The sequence below is a fragment of the Paenibacillus sp. sgz302114 genome (assembly GCF_056120345.1).
Window position 1 is genome coordinate 101,386 of sequence record NZ_JBVYOI010000004.1, and the last position, 25,837, is coordinate 127,222.

Genomic DNA, 25,837 nt, shown 5'->3' on the forward strand with positions numbered 1-25,837 from the left:
TGCAGAGAGGGGGCGTTAGCTGTGAACCTGTTCAAATGGAGATTCGCAAGAACGCTGGGGCTCTTCGCGCTCGGAATCGGGATGTATATATGGACGCTTGCCATGGGCGATCCGATCTACGTCAAAATCATCTTGGCAGAGGCAGGATCCGTGATGCTTTTCTGTAGTATTTGGATGATCTTGAATAGCTTCAATGACAGACCTACTATTGTGGTGATTAGCGATGAACTCGAAATGTAAGGTATGTTTTGGCATTCCTATTTAGCGTATATGCTAGTTCATTATGAAGAGAAAAGGGCTATCCCATTGTCATCAGCGATGACATCAGGGACAGCCCTTCATTGTGTTACGCCATTAGAAGTAGTCAGCTTGCTCCATCTCCTTCAATATGTAATAGATTTAATTTACATTGTGCATGATAATAAACAATATATGAATTAGATTGTAGCCTGTTTGTGACGATAGTTAAAAGAGTTCCAAGACGAAGAAAGGAATTGGTTATGACTGAGCCTACGAAGCCACGGACAGATCCGCGAATCATACGGACACGCCAGCTCCTCAAGGATGCGCTAATCGACCTGCTGCAGGAACTGGAGATCGAGAAAATATCGGTCAACAAAATCGCAGAGAAGGCGACCATTAATCGTGTCACATTCTATCTGCATTACCGCGACATTCCCGATATGCTCGAGAAGATAGCGGACGATATGATTGAAGAGATTAGAGAAGTGATCGATAAATCGATGATAGGAAAGCAGAGAGCAGAGGATGCGGATTCACATAAGTTCATCAGCTTGCTCGAGCATATTGCGGCGAATAAGAAGTTTTACAAAGTGGTATTGGGTACGAGGCGAATGCCGATCTTTACGGAGCGATTGCTGAAAATGTTATCTGAATCGGTAGCAGCTAGAGTGGATCAGGAAGGGCCGGATTCTTCCATCGCGAAGGCGGGCATTCAGAAAGATATCGCCATCTGGTACGGCTCCTCTGCCTTAATTGGCACCATCGTATCTTGGATTAGGCATGATATGCCGTATTCGCCTACCTATCTGGCGAGGCAGTTCACATTGCTGCGAACGCATCAGTTTATCGATCAACAGGCACAAGAGTAGTGAGAAAAGACATAAAAAAAGAGCAGCAGCGCTGCTCTTTGGCGTACGTTCATATGGGTTCGGATCTGTCAGATCTGAATAGGAATGGCGGAGCCGACGGGATTCGAACCCGCGGTCTCCTGCGTGACAGGCAGGCATGTTGGGCCACTACACCACGGCTCCGCATTTCATAAGACGCTCTAAAGCACAAGGTGAATAGTACCACGAATACGAAGATAGGTCAATGCTAGCGAACAAACACATAGTCCGCTAGATTGCGAGGTGAATAGCTTAATAGAAACAGGAATGAGAAAGAAGGAATTGGCATGAGAATCGATTTGGGCTGCGGAGCCCATAAATTCCACGACTGTTACGGAATCGACAAGATTGCGTATCCGGGGGTCGATCTTGTGCATGATTATAATGAACGGCTGCCGCTGAAGGATCATTCCGTTTCTTTCGTCATGGCCTCGCATAGCTTGGAGTATGCAGATAACTTGATGGACGTGATGAAAGAGCTGTACCGCGTATGTCGTCACAAAGCGATAATCTGTATGGTCGTTCCCTATGCGCACGTCAGCTCTCATATGGTAAACCCGCAATTTAAGCAGTTATTCAATGAGCATTCGCATCGCTATTGGACAACAAGTCCTGATCGTATATTGAGCCAGGATGAGTATATCATTTCACAAAATACGTCGTGGTCCGCACCTGAGATTGAATTGGAGAATGAGCAGCCGATCATAGATTTGCGCCTGATGCGAATGGAGTTTTTTTATTTTCCAGCATATAATAGCGGCTTCGATCAGCAGGAGCTGTCGCTGCTTCGTCAATCGCAGCTTAATGTGGCGAATCAGATGATGATGCATCTGCTCGTTGTGAAGCAGCCGATTACAGAAGCGGAGCTACAGCAAATAAAAGATACAGAGAAATTCGAAGAGCCGGATTCGATTACAGAGCTTAGAGATACAAGCGCGGCGAAGGAGAATAAAGAACGGCTTTTCTATCTGGATCATATGCAGCCGATCATCCGCCAGCAGAAGAGCAAGAAGAAAACAGCTAGTAAGAAAGCCAATGACAAGCAAACTACTTTGAAGAAGACTGTTACTAAGAAAACGGATGACAAATATAAGGAAATCCAAAAGACAGCAGTTGAGAATGCAGATGCTGGAATAACGGATGAAAAGAATGCAGATGCCAAGAAAGCTGAGTTACCGAATGCAGATCTACAGAATGCGGAAGCAAATCAGCGGGATACTAAGGTGACCGAAGCCAAGAAGACAGATATTGAAAAAGGGGATACCAAAAGAACGGGCATCAAGAAAACGGTTGTTAAAAAAGCGAATCCAACACAATCCAAACCGAGCTATAAACAACTGACGCTGCCAAGCAAGGTGGGGAGCAAGAAGAAAGCTGAGCCGCCACTAAGGAAGCATTCGAACAGTGCGCCAAAAGCAAATAACACAAGGTCTGTCAAAGCAGTCCGAGATCGTATGAAGCAGTGACCGCTGGTCACTGCTTTTTCGTATTGTCGACCTCTGTTGGATGAAGTACTTCGGCGTGAATGTGACGGACGCTTGTGCTATTTTTCATGTCAATTGTGTTAAACTTCGGATGAATTGGGCAGCATCTCACGTGTTAACAGCTAAAGGATACGGTCACAGAAATTTACCGACTTTTAAATCACAACTAACTATCATATAATAGTATGTAATTAATAGCGCTGACCGACGAACGACTGGTTATGAACCGAGAAAAGTACGGCTGCAGGCACAGCTAGTTGATCAGCTTGGGCAATTTTCGTAACGCGCCTACTTCTTTTCTTCAAAATATTAGCATGTAAGGAAGGTAGAAATGAGTAACAGACAATCGAAAACAGACGTTATCTTGATTGGTGCAGGAATTATGAGCGCGACCTTGGGGGCGCTGCTGAAAGAACTGAAACCAGAATGGGAAATTAAAGTGTTCGAGAAGCTTGCGAGCGCAGGCGAGGAAAGCTCCAACGAATGGAATAACGCGGGCACCGGTCATGCGGCTTTGTGCGAATTGAACTATACAGACGAGAAGCCGGACGGCTCCGTCGATATTACGAAAGCGATCAAGATTAATGAGCAGTTCCAAGTATCTAGACAGTTCTGGTCTTATCTGATTAAGCAGAATCTGATTAGCAATCCGGAAGAGTTTATTATGCCGATACCGCATATGAGCTTGTGCCAAGGGACGAAGAACGTTAACTTCCTGAAGAAGCGTTTCGAAGCGATGTCCAGCAATCCGCTGTTCCAAGGCATGGAATACTCGGAAGATCCGAAGAAGCTTGCTGAATGGATCCCGCTTATTATGGAAGATCGCGATTCGAATGAACCGATCGCGGCAACCCGCATCGATACAGGAACAGACGTAAACTTCGGCGCTCTGACACGTGTTATGTTCGAGGCTTTGAAGAAGAAAGATGTTGAAATAAATTACAACCACATTGTGAATAATATGAAACGTACGCGTGATGGCGAGTGGGATTTGAAAGTTCGCAACATGGGTACTGGGGCGGTAGAACGCCACACGGCGAAGTTCGTCTTCATCGGCAGCGGCGGCGGAAGCTTGCATCTGCTTCAGAAATCCGGCATCCCAGAAGGCAAAGGGATCGGCGGCTTCCCGGTAAGCGGACTATTCATGGTCTGTACGAATCCGGAAGTGGTTGAGCAGCATCATGCGAAAGTATACGGCAAGGCGCCGCTTGGTGCTCCGCCGATGTCCGTGCCGCATTTGGATACACGCTTCATTGATGGCAAGAAGTCGCTGCTCTTCGGTCCGTTCGCAGGCTTCTCGCCGAAGTTCCTTAAGACCGGCTCCATGTTCGATTTGATCACTTCGGTGAAACCTAGCAACGTCGTTACCATGATGGCAGCCGGCGCGAAGAGTATGTCGCTCACGAAGTATCTGATTCAGCAAGTTATGCTTTCCAAAGAAAAGCGTATGGATGACCTTCGAAGTTTCATCCCGACCGCGAAGAGCGAAGATTGGGATCTTCTCGTAGCTGGCCAGCGCGTTCAAGTTATTAAGGATACAGAAGCCGGTGGCAAGGGTACGCTTCAATTCGGTACAGAAGTTGTCACTGACGCAGATGGTACGATCGCTGCACTGCTCGGCGCATCGCCAGGCGCTTCAACCGCTGTTTCTGTTATGCTTGAAGTTCTGAACAGATGCTTCCCGCAAGAGATGAAAGCATGGGAGCCGAAGATCAAAGAAATGATTCCTTCCTATGGAGTGTCTCTAGCGAAAAATCCAGAGCTCATCAATGAGATTCATTCCTCAACATCGGAATTGCTCGGACTAAACCGTGAATTGGAAACAGTAGAGTAATATAGATAGCAAAGCCCTCGTCCCTTAACAAAGGACGAGGGCTTTCTCAATGCTACCATTCCATTAGCTCCATGAGCTTCGCGAAATACGCAATACCGTTGTCGTGAATTTGATCTCTTCCATAAGCGTCCAAGAATAGCTCATCATATTGGTCGGTCTTCAAATTATAATGCAAGGTCCAAAGACCCCAATACAGATCATGATGCCTGTCTCCGATTCCGCCATCACCAAGATCAATGAAGCTTTGCAGCTCGAAGTTTTTCATTATGATGTTAGGGAGACAGTAGTCTCCATGCGTAAGGGTATCGTCGGATGGAATGTACTTGATCGTATCGAGCGCAGATAAATCTTTGTCTTTGCTCCTTGCGACGGATAAGAATTCTTCCGTCTTATTCGAATAAGGGCAGCCATCCACCTTGAGCGAATGGAGCTTGCGCAAATAATGACCGAATACCGTCGCCAACCGGTGCGGATCATTCAGATGATGCTGCTCGGTTCCGTCGTCGCCGCTGATTGCTTCTGTCAGCAGGTAGTCATGCTGCTCATCCGAATGGTACGCGATCACCTTGGGAGCTAGCTGATGGTCATGAATGAATGAGGTCATGGCTGCTTCTCGTTCTAGCACTCCTCGTCGGTTGACCTTGAGGAAGGCATGGTTCGAATCCATTTTCTCTATAAAATAAGTTCTGGCATCCTCTGAGCAGCTGCTGTCATAGAAGGAAGCTCCTTCTAAATACGGCTGCATGGCAAGCGGTACGGATTCGATCTGGAATGAAATTGCTGTTATTTTCATCATTAGTTCCTCCATTCCCGTGAAACGACCGCATTCTCAATCTGAGAGTGCGGTCGTTCTATTACTCCGTTATGAAAGGGTGCTCGTGCGCCGGATCGTCCTCACACGTGACTTGCCACAAGCCGTCTGTAACGGCTAGCGTATACCGGTGGCCGCGATACTGGATATGCTTGAAAGTGCAGTCTCCCCAAGGCGGGAGGGAGAGCTTAACCTTCTGCTCCTCCAGGTTAGGCATGAAGCCGATGCCTCCCATCAGCATCGCTGCAGCGGGCATGGCGCTCCAACCTTGCAGGTTAGACCCTTTGCCGTAGACAGGTCCATAATATTCAACAGGCGTTAGCCAGCCATTATCGAGCGAGACTTGGAACCAACGAGTGAGCGGGTAACGCCAGCCATCATCGCTGTTGCGCAGCTTCGCAAGCGCATAAATTCCGTCCAAATAGGGCCAATCGCTGCCGTTATGATAACGATAAGGAGCCATGCTTTTCTCGACCTGGTGATGGACTGCAAGGTAGAACGGGAAGACGGTCATGACGCCCCAGTCTCCGTACTGCTGTTCGTTATTGTTTCGCGTCTCCAGCTTTGTAGCGAGAAGCTGCATGATTGCTGCAGTTTCATCCGCCGAGACGAGGTCGAACAAGGGGAGAAGGGCCAATTCAATCGACGTATTTGCTTCAACGTAGCCGCTTGTGTTTATGTAGTTGAAGTAACCGTGCTCATCGAGCAGCTTCCTCAGACTGTTGCTCGCTGCCTCGTATACCGCAACGAATCGCTCTGCACCAGCCTCATCACCAGAAGCTCTGCACACCGCAGATGCTGCATACAACGCCCGGCAATACAATGCCAGATCATAGGTAACGTAGCCTTCGCGATACACATTATCCACCCAGTCGCGACGATGGTCAGGCTTCAGCGCAAGCCCCGGATATTCCGCGGATGTCCGGTTGCTCAGATACGCAATCGCTTGCTCCATGTGCGCCTTGACGGTGCGGCCGTTCACTAGCTCCGAGAGCACGGCGAAATCGTTCGTCCAGCTTAAGTAATCATGCACGATAAGCGCAAAGAACGATGGCGAGTCAAAGTGATCCGGCCAGAAAGGTTCATACTTGCCGCTATCCTGATTGTAGATGACCGCGCTAGGGCATTGTCCATCTGCGCCGATGCCGTGAGCAAGGGTAACAATTTGTCCGCGCACCCATTCGGGACGGTAGGGCAGGCTAGCGACCAGCGTCCAATAACCGTCACGGAAATACGTTCTTGGCGGACTTTGATAGTCGATGCCGGCAAAATAGCCCTTGAAGCTCTCGCCTAAGTCCTTGTACGAGGAGAGAGAGGCGCTCAGGCAATAACCGTACAATGCATTCAGCTCCGTGTCGTTCGACTCGAATGTCTCGCGAAGCCATTGATTCTCCTCGTCAATGGTTGTTGCATGGCGCTGACAATCCGCAATATCGGCTTCCGCGCGTTCACGGGAATAGTTACCGCATGCTCCGCTAAGCAGCCAGACGAATCGCTTCTTCTCGCCAGGTTCTATAGTTAAACAAACACGCAGCTGGAACCGGTTGTCTTCATGCTCGAAGCTGGTCAATTGATCTTTTGCAGCCAAGTAGACGGTGTAATCCTCAGCGAGCGAGTAGGTGAAAAGGCGCTCCTCAGAAACGTCAAGTTCAGGTGTCAGCGATGCTGTATGGCCTTCTGTGCGCAGCTTCTCCAAATGATAGGAGGCTGTGTCAATCTCGAAGCCGAAATGCAGGTCGATCTGGACTGACGCTGCCTGCTCATTATGAAATTCATAGACCGCGAATAGGGCATTATCGCTCGGGTGGCTGAACAGCTCCGCCGCAACTCGGACTTCGGCGTGATCCTCATATTCGATGCGCTGCTTCTTCCCGAAGCATGTTACCACTTTGCGCTGCGAGAGTGGCGCAGGCTCGCCATTGACAGTCCATCCGGTATACCAGGAACCATCCTTCAGCACCTTCCACCTGCCTGCGACCGAATAGCGGTGCACACCGCCGACACCGTCGAACTGCGCCATCAGTCGATTGTTCGCAATGTCGTACATAACAGGGGCGCAGCTATCTCCTTCTGAACGAGTGCCGCCCCACATAGGCATATGCTTCATCGGATGACCAACCGCCTTTCTATTCTATAGATTCGTACCACGCAGCTGCTTCTCTCGTCTGCTGTATTGACGCAAATACCATACCGTGATGAGCAAAATAATAAACGGCAAGCCCCCGATCAAGAAGCGGAAGCCGTTAATCGCGCTGTCCGGCTGCGATGCGGCGTTCTCGTCGAAGCCGCTAGTCGCGAAGAAGATGCCCATAATAGCGTATTGAATCGACATGCCGATACGGATGATGAAGCCGTTGATGCCGTAATACATCCCTTCGCGGCGACGTCCCGAGCGCTCTGCGTCATAGTCAATAACGTCCGAGATCAAGACGTGCAGAGATAACATGAAGCCGGAGACCGGAATGCCTAGAAGCGCGCCAATGACGATAACGGCTGACGGTGAATGCGCGAATAGAAAGCCGAGTGAGATGATGGCGTACAGAACGGAAGAGAGAATTGCCGCTTTCACGGTTGCGATACGTAGGCCGCTCTTCGCCCAGATGAACGACATCGGGATGGCAACAATGAAGACAGCTCCTAGGAAAATCGAGTTCTGCGTTGCTGTCAGCTCCACGACATACTTCGTATAGAAAGCAGTCAATGAGACGAACATCGTCGTTGTTAGCTGGATGAGCAAATTGGCAACAACGTAGGATGTAAATAGTTTATTTTTGAGCGTGGTGATGGCAGCTTCCTTGAACCGGAGCGGATTCTCGGAGTACGCCGGATTCTCGAAGGAACCGTAGAGTGAAGCATAGAGTGTAATAATACCGATCAAGGCAAATATACCTGCGGTTAAGCTCCAGCCGAGCGATAATCCGAGCGATTTGGCAAGCGCAATACCGAAGATCATGCCAATAATGCTGAATATTTGCTGATAGGCGGATACTTGATAGCGGTCTTTCTTCGACTGATACATTTCTGGGAACAATGCCCCTGTGTTAAGACCGATAAAGGAGTAGAGCAGATCAAAGATTAACGTAATCGCAAAGAAATAGACAAGCAGCATCGTCGTATTAACCGCTGGCGGACTGAAGAGGAAGTAGAAGACGATGCCGAACGGGAGACTGCCAAACAAGATATATGGAATCCGTCTGCCGAAGCGGCTGCGCGTACGGTCGCTGACATGGCCTGCCAGTAGATTGAAGAGCGCGTTCAAGATCCCGTAGACGATCATGCCGATAGAAATGGAAGTGCCGGAGACATGGAGTACGTCTACATAGTAATAGACGGCGACAGCGCTGAACGCTTGCCACAGGACGCTTAGTCCAATCTGGTTCAGTGAGTAAGCTATCTTCTTGGACGTGGATGCCATAGCTGAAATGCCTCCTAGGTAAGGTGGATGACTGGTTCGAATTTAGCTGTATAAAGCTGACGGGAAGAAGTGCAGCTGCTGGGTCGCGAGCACCTTGAACGCTTCCGCGAAACCCGCTTGCTCCAAGTTCAGCTTGCTGTGGAGCTGCGAAGCTTGATACTCGAAATACATACGGAGCATCGGCCATTCCTCATTATCGAACTGGCTCTCGTGAGCAAGAATCGAAGCGAGCTTGGTCTCCCAATGCGTAGTGATGTCGAAAAACGTATTCGGATGCGAGGTCGCATAGAAAGCGATTTGCGGGACCGTATGCGGCTCGCCCTCAGGGAAGCGAACCTTGTTCGCTGCGAACAGCATCGCTGTTGCGACAGCTTTGCCTGTCTTGATATGATCCGGATGGGCTTCGTACGCCATCCACGGATCAACGGTCATCAGCATGTCCGGTTTCTCTGCGCGAATAATGGGGATCAGCTGCTTCAGAAGATCGTCTTCGGAGTAGTCGCCCATATCGTGGAAACCGAGATCAAGCTGCTTCGATACACCAAGCAATTGGCCAGCCGCTTGCTTCTCGTACTCTCGAATGCGGACAATCTCTTCAGTGGTGGCGGCTCCTGTCGAGCCGCTTGCGCTTCCGTCCGTGACGGTGATGTAAACGATTTCACAACCTCGCAGCGCAAGTTCGCGCAGCGTGCCTGCGGCGCCAACCTCGTTATCATCGGGATGCGGCTGAACGCAGATGATTTTCTTGACGTCCAGTAAGCCGGGTAAGCCTAGTAACTGTCTAATATCCATTGTTATAACCTCCAATACGACACATTTTAACATAATCTGACGCGAACCAACATGTGATTTTTTAGGAGAGTGCTGCCGTTTTTTATGCAAGTTCCAAGAATTAACAGGATTAACTACCAGAACGATTATAATAGAAGTTGCCCAATGGCGGCTTCTTTTTTTTCATCAAATGCAATGACAACATCCAAAAAATAGTGGTAATATATGGTGAATTGATTGCGTTTACAATAGAGATAGAGAAGAGGGGGCATCTATGTTTCAAGCGTATTGGTATATGACGAAGCTAAGAGTGTTAACTGGACTCGCTTATCGGTTTGAAGTTTTCGCTTCTGTCGGCACGAACCTCATTCTTATGGTGGCGTCCGTCTTCCTATGGAAAGCTGCCTACAGTGGAGGTTCAGGAGGTAGCGCCGGAATGACGCTGCACGACCTGGTTACGTACACCATCGTCTCGATTTTACTGGCGTCCCTGTTCGTCACGGACGTTCAGGACACCATCTATTACAAGATTCGCGAGGGCAAAATCGTCACGGATTTCTATCGGCCTGTCCCATTGCTAGCCTGTTATCTCGCAGAAGACATCGGGGCAATGCTGAGCTCCTTATTGAATAAGGTGCTGCCTCTGTTTCTAGTGGCATCTCTATTGTTCGGCATGCCACTGCCGTCAACTGTGGCAGGCATGCTGTTGTTCATCCCAAGCTGTCTGTTAAGCTATGCCATACTCTGGCTTCTGAGCGCGCTTGTCGGCTTGGTCGCGTTCTGGGTGATGGAGCTTGGCAACATGGGGAATGTCAAAGACGCCATCGTACGCATCCTCTCCGGCAGTCTTGTTCCTCTCTGGCTCTTCCCGCAATCTGTTCAAACGATATCCGCGTACTTGCCGTTTCAATACACGTATCAAACACCGCTTGGCATCTATATCGGCGCTACCGGAACGGTGGAAGCATTGCGAGCTATGGCGATTCAAGGAGTATGGATCGCAATTCTATTTGTCTTACTCGCGCTCTTCTGGCGCCAAACCAAATCCAAAACATTAATCCAAGGAGGGTGACGATAAGATGGCGACGTTCCGTCACTATTATTCGGTTGCAACTTGCTTCGCCCGGCTTGCGATTCAGCGACAGCTCGAATATCCGCTGTTTCTGTTCAGTTGGCTGCTCATGATTCCGATCCAATATTTCTCGGGCATCTGGGTGCTGAAGATTATCGTCGACAGGTTCCAGCCGCTTAATGGATGGGATTTTCCAGAGCTAGCTTTCATCTATGGACTGGGATTGCTGAGTCACGGCATCAATGTCGTATTGTTTATCAATACATGGCATATGGACGGTATGGTCATAGACGGTGCCTTCGACCGGCTGCTGCTTAGGCCGATGAACGTGTTCTTCCAGCTCATCGCAAGCTATTTCAACTTTATTGGACTTATTGACCTCATTCCTGGCGTTCTGATCTTTGCGTATGGCTGCCATCTTGTTGGCTTCGAGTGGACGATTATGAATATTATCAAAATCATCCTCGTTATTATCGGCGGCGTTCTCATCCGCGCAGCGTTGTTCATCACACTCGGTACGATCGCGTTCTGGACGAAGAGGAACGCATCTATGGTAGGCTTCGCGCTCTCGATGCTGGAGAGAGGAACGATGTACCCGCTGAGTATTTTCCCGAATTTGATCCAGCTATTGTTCACCTTTCTTATTCCGATCGGGTTCATTACGTTCTATCCCGCGATTGAGTTTCTTGGGAAAGCAGGAGAGTTCGGACTGCCCGTGCGCATCGCGCTATGGACGCCGATTATTGGCATTCTCTGTTTCTGGTTATCTCAACGGATGTTTAAGTTCGGACTTAAAAATTACGAAAGTGCAGGTTCATAAGCGGGAGGTGTGCAGCGATGCCAGTTATTGAAGTTACAGACTTGGTTAAAGAATATGTCATTGTCAAGAAAGAGCGGGGACTTCGCGGGGCACTCAAAGGGCTCTTCTTTCCCGAAAAAACAAACGTACGCGGCGTGGACGGCATCAGCTTCTCCATCGAGCGCGGTGAAATAGTTGGCTATATCGGACCGAACGGCGCTGGTAAAAGCACGACGATCAAGATGCTCACTGGCATTCTGCATCCGACAGATGGCACGATTCGCGTATGCGGTGTCTCTCCGCAAGCAGACCGGAAGGCAGTTGTTCGCAAGCTCGGAGTAGTCTTCGGCCAGCGGACGCAGCTGTACTGGGATTTGCGCCTCGGAGAGTCGTTCGAGCTGCTCAAACGAATCTACCAGATTGATGATCAAACCTATGAAGACAATATGAAGGTGCTTACCGAAGTGCTTCGTCTGGATCAATTCATAGATACGCCTGTCCGGCAGCTGTCGCTCGGTCAGCGTATGCGCGGTGACTTGGCTGCGGCGATGCTTCACTCGCCGGATGTGCTATTTCTGGATGAACCGACGATCGGTCTTGATGCGGAAGCGAAACGCTCGATTCGCGGGTTTATTCAAGAAATGAATCGTACGCGCGGCATCACCGTTATTCTGACGACGCATGATCTGGACGATGTTGAAGAGCTGTGCAGCAGGCTTATTATCGTCAACCACGGAAAAGTCGTCGAGGATGGACCGATTGATGAATTGATCGGCAAGCTGACGCCGAAGCGGCTGCTCGTCGTCGATCTACAGCGTCCATGCGCAGATGTTGAGCACCCATCCGCCCAAATTATTAAGCAGGACGGGCTGCGGCTCTGGTATCAATTCGAGAAAGCGAGCATTACAGCGGCTGAGTTAATCGCCGACTTATCGCAGAAGCTGCCGATTCAGGATCTAAGCGTTCAGGAGCCGGATATAGAGGATGCGATTCGGGAAGTGTACGCAACTACTTAAGGGAGCGCGGGGGACTAAAGCCTCCGTATGCGTTGATTTAATGACATTAATTATAACGAGGTGACTTGTTGGTTTTACGACTTTCAATTTGTTTAACCACGCTAATTATTGTGTTATGCGGCTGCTCCAACGATGAGCTTTGGAAGCCAAACTTTCCAAGCGCGCATATCGAGTACTTCAAGAGCTATGGTTGGACTTTGAAGCAATTTGAATCGGAGTATACGTATGCGCCAGGATCATTGCCAGTATCCAAGGAGCACTACGATCTGCTCATTTATGAGGCCAAGCTCGACCTCGCACCATACACATCGAAGCAACTCATAATATCAGGGTATGACCTCGACGAAGCTGTCGGACCATATAACGATGTGATTGGTTATGTTCTTGAGTGCGAGGGCAAGGTTATCGGGGGCTATCTGACGCTTCAAACAGAGACATTGAATGGAGATATATATGACATAACTAAGGGACCGACCGTTCCGATTGTGAATCGGGAGGATGTGTTGACGGGCGGTCCGTAGTGTAGAAGCCCGCAGCGATTGCGGGCTTTTTTCATGCCCAATATCGCAACTATCCCGTTCTCCTCGCGTCTAACTTGGTAAAACAGAGACAATACCAGGAGTGGGATAATTCTATGCAATTGAAATCGATAGTTCTATCGGGAGCTGTGCTTGGCACTTTGCTAATTGGGGCTGCTTCTGCAGCAGCAGCATCGTCGGCGAAAGAACAACCGTTCACCGACTTAACGAACGCGAAATGGGCAGTGGACGGCATCCAGTATATGGCGCACCGCGGGACGGTGGCGGGATATGGGAACGGAACCTTCAAGCCGGAAGGGCTTGTAACTCGTGCACAAGCAGTCACGTTCATGGTGCGGGAGCTTTACCCGGACAAGCTGGCGAAAGCGGGTCAGACGTACAAGGATGTTCCCAGCACTCATCCGTTCTACATGGAAATCGAGGTCGCTGCTGAGATGGGACTTGCAGGCGGATTCCCGGACGGGTCGTTTCATCCTGACGAACCAATTAGCCGCGCAGAAACGGCAGCGATTCTTTCCCGAGCTTATCAGCTGAAGAGCGGAACGCAGCAGGTCAGCTTCTCCGATACGAAGACGCATTGGGCGGCTGAGCCAATAGCGATTATGAGCTCGAACGGTCTGATAGGAGGGTACGATGATCACACGTATCGTCCAGATCGTCAGGTCACGCGAGCGGAATATGCGGTATTCATGTCGAGAGTCATTCGTTTCGAGAGGGCAGCGGCCATTCATTCTCTTGATTGGGATAAGCTCATCTCTTACATGACAGTCAGCGAGCAAGTCGGCCAAATGCTTATGCCGGACATCCGGCAGTGGAACGGTCAAGTAACGACCACCGTGAACGATGGCATCAAGAATCAGCTGCATAATCAGGATTTGGGTGGACTTATTATATTCGAGAAGAACATCGTCGATGCGAAACAGCTCACGACCTTAACGCATGATCTGCAAGCTGAAGCTGGCGACATCCCGCTGTTTCTGAGCACCGATCAAGAGGGCGGGGTCATCGAGCGCATTCCTGGCGGAACGAATCTGCCTGGTCAAATGGCGTTAGGCGCAACAGGGGATGCAAAGCTCGCGGAAGCCGCAGGCAAGCTGACCGGCGAGGAGCTGAGAGCGCTCGGATTGCAGCTGAATTTTGCGCCTGATCTGGACATTAACAGCAACCCGGATAATCCAATTATCGGAATGCGCTCGTTCGGAGCAGATCCAGACTTGGTGACTCGACTCGGGCTGTCTGCGATGAAGGGGCTTAAGGACGCAGGCGTGATTGCAGCGGTGAAGCATTTCCCGGGGCATGGCGATACGTCGGTTGATTCCCATCTTGGCCTGCCGGTGCTGAACTATGACCGCGAGCGGCTCGATGCTATGGAGCTGAAGCCATTCCGCGCAGCAATTGACAGCGGCGTCGATATGATAATGACTGCACATATCGCGTTTCCAGCGGTCGATAACGAGCGTGTAACTTCAATGAAGGATGGCAGCAGCATACCGCTCCCAGCGACTTTGTCGAAGAAGGTGCTCACAGGCATGCTTCGTGGTGAGCTGGGTTATAAAGGCGTCATCATCTCCGATGCCTTCACGATGAACGCGATTGCGGAGCATTTTGGCGAGAATAAATCGGTTGAACGCGCGGTTGCTGCCGGTGTAGATATCATTCTCATGCCTCAAAATATCGAAGGGGCACATCGGACATTAGTGGAAGCGGTGAAGAGCGGCAGGTTATCGGCTTCGTCGATTCACGGTTCAGTTAAACGAATTTTGCAGCTTAAGGAAAAGTATGGGTTGTTCGACCAAAGCGAGAGCCTCACTTCACAGCTCGCATCACTGAAGAATATTATCGGTTCCCCAGAGCACCGTGCTGTTGAGCGCGAAATCGCGGATCAGGCGGTCACCTTGCTTGCTGGCCGCGATCAAGTCCATCCGGATCTGATTCATTCTGGAGATCGGGTTGTCATTGCTGCTGCCGATGAGATGCAGGCGAATCAGCTCAAGACACAGCTTCAGCAAGCGGTGTCTACGTTAGCGCTGGAGATTGAGACAATCTTGATTAAGCCGGGGCAGGCGTCCGAAGCGCTTCCGGCTCTTGCGAAGGCTGATTATGTCATCGCTGCATCCTATCAATTCCGCAATGTTGCTAGCGAGTTTAACTGGAGCGATACACAGACGATCATAAATGAGTTGAACAGGCTGGAAAAGCGGTATACACTGCTGTCTCTCGGGAATCCGTACGAGCTGCTGTACTTGCACAATGCACAATCCGCGTTGGCCGTGTACGGCAAGCAAGAGCCGAATACAGCGGCTGCGATTCGAGTTCTGATCGGGCAGAAGAATCCGCTCGGAACATTGCCAGTCAAGTTACAACCATGACATAGTCATCAAGCACGCCTGTGCGAGTAGGCGTGCTTTATTATTTTTTACGAAGAGTTGGACAAAATGTGCGCTCTGACTAGCTCGCTCTGCGTGCTATTTTCATAGATTACAGTAGAAGGGAGAGGGATGCGCAGGTATGGCGAAAGTCGGAGTTGTTATGCCCGTTTATTATCAGGATGAAGCATTTATCCGTATGGCGATTCAATCCGTTCGCACTCAAAGCTATCTCGAATTTACCTTCCTGATTGTAATCGACGGGGCGCCGGAGCTTCTGCCGCTCATTCAGGAATGTACGCATGGGGATCCGAGAGTGACTATCGTTTCTTATCCGGTCAATCAGTGTGTTGCGTTCGCGCTTAATTATGGCTTCGAGATTCTAATGGACCAAGGTTATGAATATTTGACATGGGTATCGACGGACAATGTGTATTATCCATATTTCCTCGGCACATTGGTGTACGAGATGGATCAGGCGGCGCCTAACGTGGGCATCGTCTATAGCAGCTTTAACCAAATCTTCGAGGACGGAACGATTGCACATACGCCCGAGTTTCTTCAGACATTACGGAACTGGCAAAATCGCCCGAAAGAAGCGCTGCTAGACGGTTGTATCATCGGCCCATCCTTCATCCATCGGACGGAGTTTTGTCGGAAGGTAGACGGCTATCGGATGCGGTATATCCAAGATTACGATTATTGGCTGCGTATGACGGATTACTGCGATATCAAATATGTAGCGATCGAGCTGATGGATTACCGGATCAATTCGCCATTCAGCCTCTCAACGCACATTGCGAATGAGTCGTCCAAGTACCGGATGTGCTGGAATGAGGTGCATCATTCACACTTTGAAACCCGGATGAGGCGCGGAATGCCGCTCCTATACAGCGCTTTGTTCGTCGTGAAGCCGAATGAGGTGGAGAAGGCGAGGGCTGCCCTGGGCAATATTATTGATCAATACGAGACGAACTGCGAGATCCTGATCGTAAGCTTAGCGACGCAGAAGGAGGTCGAAGCCATTATCGAGCCTTATCAAGATCCGCGCGTGCGAGTCTTGTATTATGTGAAGCACACGATCAGCTATGCGCTGCACAAAGCGCTAGCCAGAGCAAGAGGAGAGTGGTGCATGATCTTCGACAGCCAGTATGCGCCTGCCGAGAAAAGCTTCGTGCGTTCAATTAAGGAGTCGGGGCTGATGGATCCGAATGTGACCTCTGCGATTTCGTGGTATAACGGAGAAGTTACCTCATCGAAGAATGTTCACTATCTCTTTCAGACGATGACGGTGCGCTCCCGGATGCAAGCATTCGTGCTCGGGGCATTGAAATAATGGATCCAATTGTGAGACCTAAGAGAGCCTAATCGGGGCTCTTTTTTCTTTTCCAGGCAGGAAAGCTGTTGCATCTGGAGAACTCTTCCAGTACAAAAAAGAGTGATGATTGCAGGAGGTTTGTTTAATATGGTTAAGGAAACGATCATTGCAGCTGAAGCAAATGAAGAAGGTTAACGAGTCTATTGCAAGAGAAAAAGCGTGCACGTTTATTAAAATGAATACGTTTAGCTTTCAAGCGCAGCAATTTTATGTGAAGAACGGCTACACGGAAGCTCTGGTCATGGAGGACGCTCCGACTGGTTATCGTCATCGTTTTTTTAAGAAAGAAATCGTCTAAACCTGTCCCAAGCTGCATAAGGTACGAGTGATTCATTATCCATAAAGCGAAAGAAGGGCTAATCTTAATGAATACACAGACGGTCCAGCCTTCGAGAGAGGATATTCTCGCACTCTATAAGGAGAAGGGCTTTGCGGTCATTCCGAATGCACTTTCTGAGGAGGAACTTGATTATTTGAATCAGCTGGTGGAAGATTCCTTGCAGCAGCATCCGGACCAGTGGCATAAGCCCCAAGCCGGCGCAGTCGGCACGGTGAGCTTGCTTCAGACGCATCCGCTGGAGATGGACCGCTTCATCCGTCATCCTGTCACGTTTCCGCTCGTACAGGAGGTATTGCTCGGTGAGGCTCGTTTTGCCCAGTTTGATTTTCGCGATGTATCGGCTGACCTTGCAAGCAGCAGCGAGATGCATTTTCACCGTGATATCAGCTTTTATGGGACGATGGGCGGGAAGATCTATGATCCCGACAATCCCTACATCAGCACGTATACATGCGTCATCTATTATCTGTCGGATGTCCACGACTGCTGCCCGGCGTTCTGCCTCGTGCCAAACAGCCATACGTATGATTCTCTAGATGAGGCGAAAGCGAAGCTGGGAGATGCTTACGAGGAGATCCCGATTCGGGGGCAAGCTGGCACTGCGGTGTTGTATAACATTACAACCTATCACACACGCAAAGGCGGAAGGGAAGACTGCACCCATGGCCGGCGTACGATGCATAATTACCATTCGCGGGCATCAAGCTATCCGCTGACGAATTGGGCTACGGTACCCGAAGTGCTAGCACTAAGTGACGATTACGAGACTCGTTTATTTTATTCGCAGTGGACGCCGAACCAAATTAAGTTCGTAAAAAGAAAATTACACGCAGCCGATCCCGTCTTATTATCCAGTGCAGATGATTAAATAGGTGATAGAATGCGAGAAGGCCGCTAAATGGAGCGGCCTTTTATTATTTAACCACATTAATCTTTACCCGCAGCGATTAAGAGGAACATCGGCCTGCGAGTTTCTTCGTGCCAAGCAGCGTTGCTCTCGAGCATCTCCTTCGTTGGCTTTAGCTCAGACAGATTCGTCAAGCTGAATCCAGCTGCCAGCAATCCGCCGATATACGTTGCGACTGTGCGGTGGTACTTGATGACATCGTCGTTTAGAAATCCCGCTTCACGAGCGCCTTCAGCATGATAATGATCCACCGGCCAGTGTTGCTTCTCGCCTTGCGGACCGTAATGCCAATCTTGCGCCGCGAGCGCTGTGAAGATCGGATGCTCCACGGAGAATACGAAGCTTCCGCCAGGAACGAGCATGTCATGCACGCTACGGCAGATTGCGTCAAAATCCTCAATATAATGGAGGGCAAGGGAACTGAGTACAACGTCAAACGTTGCAGCCGGCAAATCGATATCTTCAATGGCCATTTGTCGATATTCGATCTGCTCGTCATCCGTCATTTCTTTGGCGCGTTCCAGCATGTTAGCGGATAGCTCGATACCAAGCACGGAGCGCGCCTGCTGCTCGCGAGCATACCGGCAATGCCAGCCAAATCCACAGCCTAGATCAAGCACCTTCATATCCCGAAGATCAGGGAGCATTGCGCGAAATGTACTCCATTCTCCAGCGGCATCCAAGCCTCCGATCGAACGTGGCATCTGACTGTATTTGGCGAAAAAGCCGGAATCGTCATATTTATTCTGTTTCATATCGGTGGCAGACCTCCTTAGCAATAAGGTATAGTCTAGCAGTAATTGGATGGGCCGAGCAATCTAATTAACGATTGACTTGGAGTTAGCTCCAGAGGTTACACTACGTTTATACCATTAAGATCGTAGAGAAACGAGGAGGAAGCCGGACATGTTAATTGCTGAAGTGAGCGAGAAGTTTGAGCTATCTCAGGATACGCTCCGCTATTATGAACGCATCGGGCTCATACCGCCAGTAAATCGGAACAAGAGCGGAATCCGGGATTATACGCAGGAGGACTGCAACTGGATCGATTTTATCAAGTGTATGCGGCAAAGCGCGGGGCTTCCGGTTGAAACGCTGATTGAGTACGTAGCTTTGTTCCAGAAGGGCGACGACACGCTGCATACGAGGAAAGAACTTCTGATTGATCAACGCGAGAAGCTTGCAGCCAAGCTCGAAGAGATGAGAAGCACGTTAACACGCCTCGATGATAAAATCGCAAGGTATGATCAGACGATTGCGAAGAAAGAAAATACGCTTCGAGTCCAGCAAAAGCAGGAATCGAGATAGGAGACTTAATTAAGATGGACGCGAGAACGGAAGCAAAACGAGCTGCAGCGGAGAAAGCTGCAGAATATGTACGTGACGGGATGATCGTTGGATTAGGTACAGGCTCCACTGCTTATTGGACGATTCAAAAGCTAGGGGAGTTGACGAAGAATGGTCTCAGCATGAAGGCAGTTGCAACTTCGATGCAGTCCGAATTACTGGCGAAGGAGCTGGGGATTGCGTTAGTCCGATTATCGGAGATCGAGGAGATCGATCTTACAATTGATGGCGCTGATGAGGTCGATGATGAGTGGAACTTGATCAAAGGCGGGGGAGGCGCGCTTCTGCGGGAGAAAATCATTGCTTCTGCCAGCAAAGAGCTCATCATTATAGCCGACGAGAGCAAGGTCGTACAGCAGTTGGGGCGATTTCCTCTGCCTGTTGAGATCGTGCAATTCGGACACGAGCTTACGCTGCATAAGCTGGCCTCCTATGGGTGCATCCCTCGTTTGAGAAAACATGGCGAAGAAACATTCGTAACGGATAACGGCAATTATATTGCCGATTGTCAGTTTGATAAGATCGGATCGGCGAGCGAATTACATACGGAATTAAACATGATACCCGGAGTCGTTGAAAATGGGTTATTTATCAATCTCGCGTCGAAGGTGATTGTTGGCGGACTTGATGGGTCAGTCAAAGAATTGGCGAGGTGATAGATAGCGCCTACTATGCAGGGGCAAGCTTTCTCAAAAAGGACAAGTTCTCATAGGCGAAACGATATTGACTTGGTCAAGGGCCGCATGCAACAATGAGCTTGAAACTTAAAAAAGATTAGGGAATGAGTGATGGCGATGTATTGGCGTAATGCACGATACTGGACAATCGCATTACTACCCTTCGTAAATAGGGACCGCGTGGAAGCGAACAGCTTCCGCACGGTCCCTTTCTTATGGTAAAGCAAGAAAGGAACTGCATGATCTCGTCCATTCGTGGGAGGAGTGTTGACATGAAGCCAATCGTACTGGACGGAGAAAGCCTCACTCCTGAACAAATAGCGGAGGTCTCGTATCATAATCGAACGGTTGTCCTAAGTAGCGAAGCAAGGAAGCGGGTAGATGCTTGCCGGAAAATGGTGGAGGAGCTGGTTGCAGAGGGGCAAGTGGTATATGGAGTGACGACAGGCTTCGGGAAGTTCAGTGACGTCGTCATTTCGCCGCAGCACGCAGCACAGCTCCAGATGAACTTGATTCGCAGCCATGCGTGCGCCGTCGGCAATCCGATGAACGAACCGGCGGTACGCGCGCTCATGCTGTTACGCGCGAATGCGCTTAGCAAAGGAAATTCAGGTATTGCGATGTCAACGCTGCAGTTATTGATTGATTGTATCAACAAGCGTGTTCATCCGGTCGTTCCTGAACAAGGATCGTTAGGCGCTAGCGGTGATTTGGCGCCGCTCTCGCATCTTGTCCTCGTGCTGATTGGCGAGGGAGAGGCGTATTATCAAGGGAAGAGGCTTCAAGGCGCACAGGCACTAGCGAGAGCAGGACTTGGACCGATTACGCTGCAAGCCAAAGAAGGGCTCGCGCTTATAAACGGGACGCAGATTATGACTTCAATTGGCACGCTCGCTTATGTGAAAGCGCTGCGGCTCGCGAGAATCGCGGATGTAATCGCTTCGATGACGCTGGAAACGCTGCATGGGATACCGGAAGCTTTCGCCGAGGATGTGCAGCTTGCGCGCCCATACCCCGAGCAGATTGGTGTTGCACGCAACTTGCGAACGCTCCTGCAAGGCAGCTCTCACACAACCCGACAAGGCGAGCTCCGGGTGCAGGATGCCTATTCCCTGCGCTGCTTGCCGCAAGTGCATGGCGCGACACGGCAAGTGCTCGGTTACACGCTCGATAAGCTTCTAGTAGAGATTAATGCGGCAACGGATAATCCGCTCCTTTTTCCAGATAAGGGGCTTGTCGTATCAGGCGGCAATTTTCACGGCCAACCGATCGCTTTTGCCATGGACTTCATGAAGATTGGCATGAGCGAGCTTGCGAATATATCGGAGCGCCGCACAGAGAGGCTCGTGAATCCGGCGCTGTCGGGAGGCTTGCCGGCATTTCTCAGCCATAATCCCGGCCTCGGATCTGGCCTTATGATCTTGCAGTACGTCAGTGCGTCACTCGTCTCAGAGAATAAAGTGCTTGCGCATCCAGCCAGCGTCGACTCGATCCCGTCGTCTGCGGGTCAGGAGGATCATGTGTCGATGGGGACGACTGCCGCGAGGCACGCGGAGCTGGTAATTAGCAATGTGGCAAAAGTATTGGCGATCGAGCTCATCTGCGCAGCAGAAGCAGCTGAATTCGTCGGTGCGAACGGATTAGCTCCTGCGACGAAAGTGTTGCATGACTGCTTGCGGACTGTCGTTCCGAAGGTCGATGAGGATCGCTCCACTTCAGCGGATATAGAGCGAACGGCGAGCGCACTATTATCCGGCGAATGGCTGAAACGAGTTGAAGCGGTGTCTGGTCCATTGTATTAACTCTGAAGGAGGTTCTCTTCCATGAATGAGAATCAACCGATTGAGCCAAAGCGCATCATTCGTGCCCCGCGGGGCACAGAACTGTCTTGCAAAGGTTGGGTACAGGAAGCCGCCATGCGAATGCTCATGAACAATCTTGATCCTGAAGTTGCTGAGCGTCCGGAGGATCTCGTTGTGTATGGCGGGATCGGCAAGGCAGCGCGAAACTGGCCTTCATACGACGCGATAGTGCGTGAGCTTCAACGTCTAGAGAGCAATGAAACGCTGCTTATTCAGTCTGGCAAGCCGGTCGGTGTCTTCAAGACGCATGAACGCGCGCCGCGCGTGCTGCTGTCAAACTCGGTGCTCGTGCCGAAATGGGCAACATGGGAAAACTTCCGCGAGCTCGAGAAGAAAGGCCTTATGATGTATGGGCAGATGACCGCGGGCAGCTGGATCTACATCGGTACTCAGGGGATATTGCAAGGGACTTATGAGACATTCGCTGAAGCGGCGCGTCAGCATACGGGCGGCACTTTGCGCGGTACGCTTACGCTAACAGCAGGACTTGGCGGTATGGGCGGCGCACAGCCGTTAGCTGTAACGATGAACGATGGCGTCGTCATCGTCGTTGAAGTTGATCGCGCCAAGATCGAGCGACGAATACAGACGAGATATTGCGATGCGTTGGCGGAGACGTTGGACGAAGCACTCACGTTAGCGAATCATGCGATGGCCGCAGGGAAAGCGCTCTCGATTGGACTGCTTGGCAACGCCTCTGAGATTTATCCAGAGTTCGTACGGCGCGGGATTAAGCCGGATTTCACAACGGACCAGACATCGGCGCATGATCCGCTCATTGGCTACGTGCCAGCGGGCCTGACATTGGAGGAGGCGACCACGCTGCGCTCACGAGATCCTGAGCAGTACGTGTTGCTCGCCAAAGCAAGCATGGCTGTTCAAGTGCAAGCGATGCTTGATCTCCAGCAGATGGGATCTGTCTTGTTCGATTATGGCAATAACATTCGGCAGGTTGCTTACGACGAAGGTGTGACTCACGCGTTCGACTTCCCAGGCTTCGTCCCGGCATATATACGCCCTCTATTCTGTGAAGGGAAAGGGCCGTTCCGCTGGGTGGCTTTGTCCGGTGATCCGGAGGATATTCGGAAGACGGATGAGCTCGTCGTGCAGCTTTTCCCAGGAAATGATCGGCTTCGAAGATGGATCGAGATGGCGGGGGAGCGCGTCGCCTTCCAAGGGCTGCCGGCCCGTATCTGCTGGCTTGGCTACGGCGAACGGGAGAAGTTCGGCCTCGCGCTGAATGAAATGGTTCGCAGCGGTGAGCTGCGAGCGCCGATCGTAATTGGCCGCGATCACCTCGACTGCGGCTCGGTCGCTTCCCCTAATCGGGAGACAGAAGCGATGAAGGATGGTTCCGACACGGTCGGAGATTGGGCGATTCTGAATGCGCTCATCAACACATCGGCGGGCGCCTCGTGGGTATCCGTCCACCATGGAGGCGGAGTCGGGATGGGTTATTCGCTGCATGCAGGCATGGTTGTCGTTGCAGACGGGACCGATGAAGCGGCGGAGCGGCTAAGCGCAGTGCTGACATCAGATCCAGGTATGGGCGTCATTCGCCATGTGGATGCTGGGTACGATGAAGCGTCCGAAACGGCACAAAAGCACGGAATCCGCATCCCGATGCGGGAATAGGAGGTGGCGCTATGAGTACAAGTATGGAGCGAATTGACTTGCTTATTACAGATATTGGCTTGCTGGTCACGCCGCCGCCTGGCTGTGTTCCGCGTTACGGAGCAGAGATGAGCGTCGTTCACGAGATTGAACATGCGGCCATCGCGATTCGAGGAGAGCGGATAGCGGTGTTCGGAACGGAGCATGATGTACGGAATCAGCTTGCAGGTACTGAAATCGGGGAGAACGTTAGTGCCAAGGGCAAGCTTGTAGTGCCAGGCTTCGTCGATCCGCACACGCATCTTGTCCATGGCGGATCGCGGGAGCATGAACTGTCGACTAAGCGATCAGGCGTGCCGTATTTGGAAATTTTGGCGCAGGGCGGCGGCATTCTGAGTACAGTTCGTGCGACCCGCGAAGCAAGCGAGCAGCAATTGTTCGAGAAAGCGCGCCGTAGTCTCGACATCATGCTGCTCAATGGAGTTACGACCGTTGAAGCGAAGAGCGGGTACGGGCTGTCGCTCGACGATGAGCTCAAGCAATTGCGCGTAGCCAAGCAGCTTAATTCGCGGCATCCGGTCGATCTCGTCTCCACCTTCATGGGCGGGCATGCCGTCCCAACGGAGTATGCAGGTCGGGCGGATGAATATGTGGAGTTGATCGTGAGCAGGATGCTGCCGGAAGTAGCAAGTCAAGGGCTTGCGAAGTTCTGCGATGTGTTCTGCGAGGCGGGAGTCTTCAGTATTCCGCAATCCAGGCGCATTCTGCAAGAAGGTAAGCGATATGGGCTTATTCCGAAAATTCACGCTGACGAAATCGTATCACTCGGCGGGGCTGAGCTTGCCGGGGAGATTGGCGCCATATCTGCGGAGCATCTGCTAGCAGCTTCAGACCAAGGCTTAAGCTCGCTAGCTGCAAGCGCTGTTGTTCCAGTACTGTTGCCCGGAACATCATTCAATCTGGGGCTGAAGCAGCATGCACGCGCACGCGATATGATCGATACGTTCCAATTGCCTGTGGCGCTCGCGACAGACTACAATCCCGGCTCTTGTCCAACCGAGTCGATTCAGCTCATTATGATGCTGGCATCCTTGAACCTGAGAATGACGCCTGAAGAAATCTTAACCGCCTGCACCATCAACGCGGCAGCTGCCCTCGGTCTAGCAAGCGAGATCGGTACGATTGAGCACGGGAAGCAAGCGGATATAACGATACTGGATGCGCCGAGCCTAGCTTATTTGCCTTATCATTTTGGCATCAATCATACGTTTGGTGTAATCAAAAAAGGCAAAGTAGCCGTCTGGAATGGCCAGCTTGCAGCGGGAGAGTGGGGGTTATGAGCGAAAGTGGCAGTGGCAGTGCCTGCGGAAGCGGGAGTATACCTTTTCTGACTTCACCTGATCAGGCAGCATTTCGAGACCATTTGGAAACTAGACTCTCGCATTGGATTCGTCCATGGGATGGACTTGAGCAGCTGACGGCAGCGATCATCGGCGTCCCTCTCTCCAAATCTTCGATATCGCTCTCTGGCGCTTCGACGACGCCTGCAGCTGTTCGGGCTGCATTCAAATCTTTTACGACCTATTCGCTGGAATACGGTGTTGACCTGCAGCATATGACGGTCCGAGATATTGGAGATATTCAGATGCATGTGACAGATATAGGAGCATGCCACAGTCGTATCGAAGCTTGTTTAGCCAAGCTATATGAACTTCAACCATCGCTAGTTCCAATCGTAATCGGTGGAGATCATTCGATCAGTTGCCCATCGGTCAAAGCTTTCGCTGCACGTTATCCAGGTAAAAAGGTGGGCATTGTCCACTTCGACGCGCATCATGATGTGCGAAATTTCGAAGATGGCGGAGTTACGAATGGAACGCCATTTCGAGGCATTCTAGAGTCCGGTGCAGTCTCTGGCAATAACATTGCGCAAATCGGCATTCGCGGATTTATGAATTCAAAACCCTATCATGACTATGTGCTCAGCAAAGGCGTACATGTCTTTACTTCGCGAGATGTGCGGAACAGCGGGATGCAAGCCATACTTGCTCAAGCGCTTGCAGCCGCTAGTGATGCGACAGATGCGATCTATGTTAGCTTTGACGTCGATGTCATCGACCAAGCCTTTGCCCCAGGCTGCCCTGCTATTGGAACCGGCGGGTTGAATCCGTGGGATGCGCTTGATGCACTCTATCATCTCGGCACGCTGCCGCAAGTGCGGGGGATCGACTTCGTGTGTATTGATCCGACTGTAGATGTGCGCAATGTAACTTCACGCCTTGCGGTGCAATTCATGCTTAGCTTTCTAGCAGGAATGGCGAGCCGACCGTGTTGAATCTAGGCTGACGCAGGCGTTTGTGGAGAGCTGATTCGGTATGCTAAAGTTAGAGACAAAGCTGAGCAGGATTCGTATCTAGCATTGCAGCAGGAGCCTTAGAGCTCCGCGCAGAATCAATTGGATAAGGGAAGCTAGAA

At 50.8% G+C, this 25,837-nt stretch carries 23 protein-coding genes and 1 tRNA gene; 18 read left to right on the forward strand and 6 right to left on the reverse strand.

Annotated elements, in window-relative coordinates:
- Positions 1-21 precede the first annotated feature (21 nt).
- Positions 22-240, forward strand: a complete 219-nt coding sequence (locus tag AC0LWF_RS12495) for a hypothetical protein (protein WP_474651861.1) — start codon at positions 22-24, stop codon at positions 238-240.
- A 260-nt stretch (positions 241-500) separates the two neighbouring features.
- Positions 501-1,112, forward strand: coding sequence for a TetR/AcrR family transcriptional regulator (locus AC0LWF_RS12500; RefSeq protein WP_474651862.1), 612 nt, complete (start codon positions 501-503; stop codon positions 1,110-1,112).
- Positions 1,113-1,197: 85 nt separating this feature from the next.
- On the opposite strand, the gene AC0LWF_RS12505 is transcribed toward AC0LWF_RS12500, so the two are convergent.
- A tRNA-Asp gene (locus AC0LWF_RS12505) sits at positions 1,198-1,274 on the reverse strand.
- 143 nt (positions 1,275-1,417) lie between these two features.
- On the opposite strand from AC0LWF_RS12505, the gene AC0LWF_RS12510 reads away from it, so the two are divergent.
- Together AC0LWF_RS12510 and AC0LWF_RS12515 are read left to right on the forward strand one after the other, a co-directional pair.
- Positions 1,418-2,596 carry a class I SAM-dependent methyltransferase gene (locus tag AC0LWF_RS12510; protein ID WP_474651863.1) on the forward strand — a complete coding sequence of 393 codons (1,179 nt, stop codon included), beginning with the start codon at positions 1,418-1,420 and terminating at the stop codon, positions 2,594-2,596.
- A 349-nt stretch (positions 2,597-2,945) separates the two neighbouring features.
- On the forward strand, positions 2,946-4,448 hold the full coding sequence (locus AC0LWF_RS12515; RefSeq protein WP_474651864.1) for a malate:quinone oxidoreductase: 1,503 nt from the start codon (positions 2,946-2,948) through the stop codon (positions 4,446-4,448).
- A 52-nt stretch (positions 4,449-4,500) separates the two neighbouring features.
- Here AC0LWF_RS12515 and AC0LWF_RS12520 read toward each other — a convergent pair whose 3' ends face one another.
- The 4 genes from AC0LWF_RS12520 to AC0LWF_RS12535 are packed head-to-tail and all read right to left on the reverse strand — an operon-like array spanning position 4,501 to position 9,466.
- A complete protein-coding gene (locus AC0LWF_RS12520) occupies positions 4,501-5,244 on the reverse strand; it encodes an aminoglycoside 3'-phosphotransferase (protein WP_474651865.1) in 744 nt (247 codons plus the stop codon).
- 58 nt (positions 5,245-5,302) lie between these two features.
- The gene (locus AC0LWF_RS12525; protein WP_474651866.1) at positions 5,303-7,366 is read right to left on the reverse strand and encodes an amylo-alpha-1,6-glucosidase; all 2,064 of its coding nucleotides are present in this window, start codon (positions 7,364-7,366) and stop codon (positions 5,303-5,305) included.
- Positions 7,367-7,390: 24 nt separating this feature from the next.
- Positions 7,391-8,674: an MFS transporter gene (locus AC0LWF_RS12530; RefSeq protein ID WP_474651867.1), complete on the reverse strand. Its 1,284-nt coding sequence runs from the start codon at positions 8,672-8,674 to the stop codon at positions 7,391-7,393.
- A 42-nt stretch (positions 8,675-8,716) separates the two neighbouring features.
- Positions 8,717-9,466 (reverse strand): PIG-L deacetylase family protein, encoded by a 750-nt coding sequence (locus AC0LWF_RS12535; protein WP_474651868.1) that lies wholly within the window; start codon positions 9,464-9,466, stop codon positions 8,717-8,719.
- A 253-nt stretch (positions 9,467-9,719) separates the two neighbouring features.
- On the opposite strand from AC0LWF_RS12535, the gene AC0LWF_RS12540 reads away from it, so the two are divergent.
- From AC0LWF_RS12540 to AC0LWF_RS12575, 8 genes are all read left to right on the forward strand, one after another.
- Positions 9,720-10,517, forward strand: coding sequence for an ABC transporter permease (locus AC0LWF_RS12540; RefSeq protein ID WP_474651869.1), 798 nt, complete (start codon positions 9,720-9,722; stop codon positions 10,515-10,517).
- A gap of 7 nt (positions 10,518-10,524) precedes the next feature.
- Positions 10,525-11,337, forward strand: coding sequence for an ABC transporter permease (locus AC0LWF_RS12545; protein ID WP_474651870.1), 813 nt, complete (start codon positions 10,525-10,527; stop codon positions 11,335-11,337).
- Positions 11,338-11,354: 17 nt separating this feature from the next.
- Complete coding sequence (locus tag AC0LWF_RS12550) at positions 11,355-12,332, forward strand: ABC transporter ATP-binding protein (protein ID WP_474651871.1); 978 nt, start codon at positions 11,355-11,357, stop codon at positions 12,330-12,332.
- A gap of 197 nt (positions 12,333-12,529) precedes the next feature.
- Positions 12,530-12,853, forward strand: coding sequence for a hypothetical protein (locus AC0LWF_RS12555; RefSeq protein WP_474651872.1), 324 nt, complete (start codon positions 12,530-12,532; stop codon positions 12,851-12,853).
- A gap of 113 nt (positions 12,854-12,966) precedes the next feature.
- On the forward strand, positions 12,967-15,240 hold the full coding sequence (locus AC0LWF_RS12560; protein ID WP_474651873.1) for a glycoside hydrolase family 3 N-terminal domain-containing protein: 2,274 nt from the start codon (positions 12,967-12,969) through the stop codon (positions 15,238-15,240).
- Between the two features lie 139 nt (positions 15,241-15,379).
- The gene (locus AC0LWF_RS12565) at positions 15,380-16,573 is read left to right on the forward strand and encodes a glycosyltransferase family 2 protein (protein ID WP_474651874.1); all 1,194 of its coding nucleotides are present in this window, start codon (positions 15,380-15,382) and stop codon (positions 16,571-16,573) included.
- Between the two features lie 148 nt (positions 16,574-16,721).
- A complete protein-coding gene (locus AC0LWF_RS12570) occupies positions 16,722-16,913 on the forward strand; it encodes a hypothetical protein (protein ID WP_474651875.1) in 192 nt (63 codons plus the stop codon).
- A 67-nt stretch (positions 16,914-16,980) separates the two neighbouring features.
- Positions 16,981-17,823 (forward strand): phytanoyl-CoA dioxygenase family protein, encoded by an 843-nt coding sequence (locus tag AC0LWF_RS12575; protein WP_474651876.1) that lies wholly within the window; start codon positions 16,981-16,983, stop codon positions 17,821-17,823.
- A 59-nt stretch (positions 17,824-17,882) separates the two neighbouring features.
- On the opposite strand, the gene AC0LWF_RS12580 is transcribed toward AC0LWF_RS12575, so the two are convergent.
- Complete coding sequence (locus tag AC0LWF_RS12580; protein WP_474651877.1) at positions 17,883-18,617, reverse strand: class I SAM-dependent methyltransferase; 735 nt, start codon at positions 18,615-18,617, stop codon at positions 17,883-17,885.
- A 151-nt stretch (positions 18,618-18,768) separates the two neighbouring features.
- Between AC0LWF_RS12580 and AC0LWF_RS12585 the strand changes: the two genes are divergently transcribed.
- The 6 genes from AC0LWF_RS12585 to hutG all read left to right on the forward strand — a co-directional run bounded on the left by AC0LWF_RS12585 (position 18,769) and on the right by hutG (position 25,697).
- Entirely contained in the window at positions 18,769-19,170 is a 402-nt protein-coding gene (locus tag AC0LWF_RS12585; RefSeq protein WP_474651878.1) for a MerR family transcriptional regulator, read from the forward strand.
- 14 nt (positions 19,171-19,184) lie between these two features.
- Positions 19,185-19,865: a ribose-5-phosphate isomerase RpiA gene (gene rpiA, locus AC0LWF_RS12590; RefSeq protein ID WP_474651879.1), complete on the forward strand. Its 681-nt coding sequence runs from the start codon at positions 19,185-19,187 to the stop codon at positions 19,863-19,865.
- 293 nt (positions 19,866-20,158) lie between these two features.
- Positions 20,159-21,688: a histidine ammonia-lyase gene (gene hutH / locus AC0LWF_RS12595; RefSeq protein WP_474651880.1), complete on the forward strand. Its 1,530-nt coding sequence runs from the start codon at positions 20,159-20,161 to the stop codon at positions 21,686-21,688.
- A gap of 21 nt (positions 21,689-21,709) precedes the next feature.
- Positions 21,710-23,383, forward strand: a complete 1,674-nt coding sequence (gene hutU / locus AC0LWF_RS12600) for a urocanate hydratase (protein ID WP_474651881.1) — start codon at positions 21,710-21,712, stop codon at positions 23,381-23,383.
- 11 nt (positions 23,384-23,394) lie between these two features.
- Entirely contained in the window at positions 23,395-24,702 is a 1,308-nt protein-coding gene (gene hutI / locus AC0LWF_RS12605) for an imidazolonepropionase (protein ID WP_474651882.1), read from the forward strand.
- A complete protein-coding gene (gene hutG / locus AC0LWF_RS12610) occupies positions 24,699-25,697 on the forward strand; it encodes a formimidoylglutamase (protein ID WP_474651883.1) in 999 nt (332 codons plus the stop codon). The genes hutI and hutG overlap by 4 nt, the downstream gene beginning before the upstream one ends.
- The last annotated feature ends 140 nt before the right edge of the window (positions 25,698-25,837 follow it).

Coding starts and splice junctions, on each gene's coding strand:
- AC0LWF_RS12520 (WP_474651865.1), bottom strand. CDS start 5,244: ATGATGAAAATAACAGCAATTTCATTCCAGATCGAATCCGTACCGCTT.
- hutG (WP_474651883.1), top strand. CDS start 24,699: ATGAGCGAAAGTGGCAGTGGCAGTGCCTGCGGAAGCGGGAGTATACCT.
- AC0LWF_RS12535 (WP_474651868.1), bottom strand. CDS start 9,466: ATGGATATTAGACAGTTACTAGGCTTACCCGGCTTACTGGACGTCAAG.
- hutI (WP_474651882.1), top strand. CDS start 23,395: ATGAGTACAAGTATGGAGCGAATTGACTTGCTTATTACAGATATTGGC.
- AC0LWF_RS12500 (WP_474651862.1), top strand. CDS start 501: ATGACTGAGCCTACGAAGCCACGGACAGATCCGCGAATCATACGGACA.
- AC0LWF_RS12550 (WP_474651871.1), top strand. CDS start 11,355: ATGCCAGTTATTGAAGTTACAGACTTGGTTAAAGAATATGTCATTGTC.
- AC0LWF_RS12525 (WP_474651866.1), bottom strand. CDS start 7,366: ATGAAGCATATGCCTATGTGGGGCGGCACTCGTTCAGAAGGAGATAGC.
- hutH (WP_474651880.1), top strand. CDS start 20,159: ATGAAGCCAATCGTACTGGACGGAGAAAGCCTCACTCCTGAACAAATA.
- rpiA (WP_474651879.1), top strand. CDS start 19,185: ATGGACGCGAGAACGGAAGCAAAACGAGCTGCAGCGGAGAAAGCTGCA.
- AC0LWF_RS12510 (WP_474651863.1), top strand. CDS start 1,418: ATGAGAATCGATTTGGGCTGCGGAGCCCATAAATTCCACGACTGTTAC.
- AC0LWF_RS12540 (WP_474651869.1), top strand. CDS start 9,720: ATGTTTCAAGCGTATTGGTATATGACGAAGCTAAGAGTGTTAACTGGA.
- AC0LWF_RS12575 (WP_474651876.1), top strand. CDS start 16,981: ATGAATACACAGACGGTCCAGCCTTCGAGAGAGGATATTCTCGCACTC.
- AC0LWF_RS12585 (WP_474651878.1), top strand. CDS start 18,769: ATGTTAATTGCTGAAGTGAGCGAGAAGTTTGAGCTATCTCAGGATACG.
- AC0LWF_RS12530 (WP_474651867.1), bottom strand. CDS start 8,674: ATGGCATCCACGTCCAAGAAGATAGCTTACTCACTGAACCAGATTGGA.
- AC0LWF_RS12545 (WP_474651870.1), top strand. CDS start 10,525: ATGGCGACGTTCCGTCACTATTATTCGGTTGCAACTTGCTTCGCCCGG.
- hutU (WP_474651881.1), top strand. CDS start 21,710: ATGAATGAGAATCAACCGATTGAGCCAAAGCGCATCATTCGTGCCCCG.
- AC0LWF_RS12560 (WP_474651873.1), top strand. CDS start 12,967: ATGCAATTGAAATCGATAGTTCTATCGGGAGCTGTGCTTGGCACTTTG.
- AC0LWF_RS12580 (WP_474651877.1), bottom strand. CDS start 18,617: ATGAAACAGAATAAATATGACGATTCCGGCTTTTTCGCCAAATACAGT.
- AC0LWF_RS12565 (WP_474651874.1), top strand. CDS start 15,380: ATGGCGAAAGTCGGAGTTGTTATGCCCGTTTATTATCAGGATGAAGCA.
- AC0LWF_RS12515 (WP_474651864.1), top strand. CDS start 2,946: ATGAGTAACAGACAATCGAAAACAGACGTTATCTTGATTGGTGCAGGA.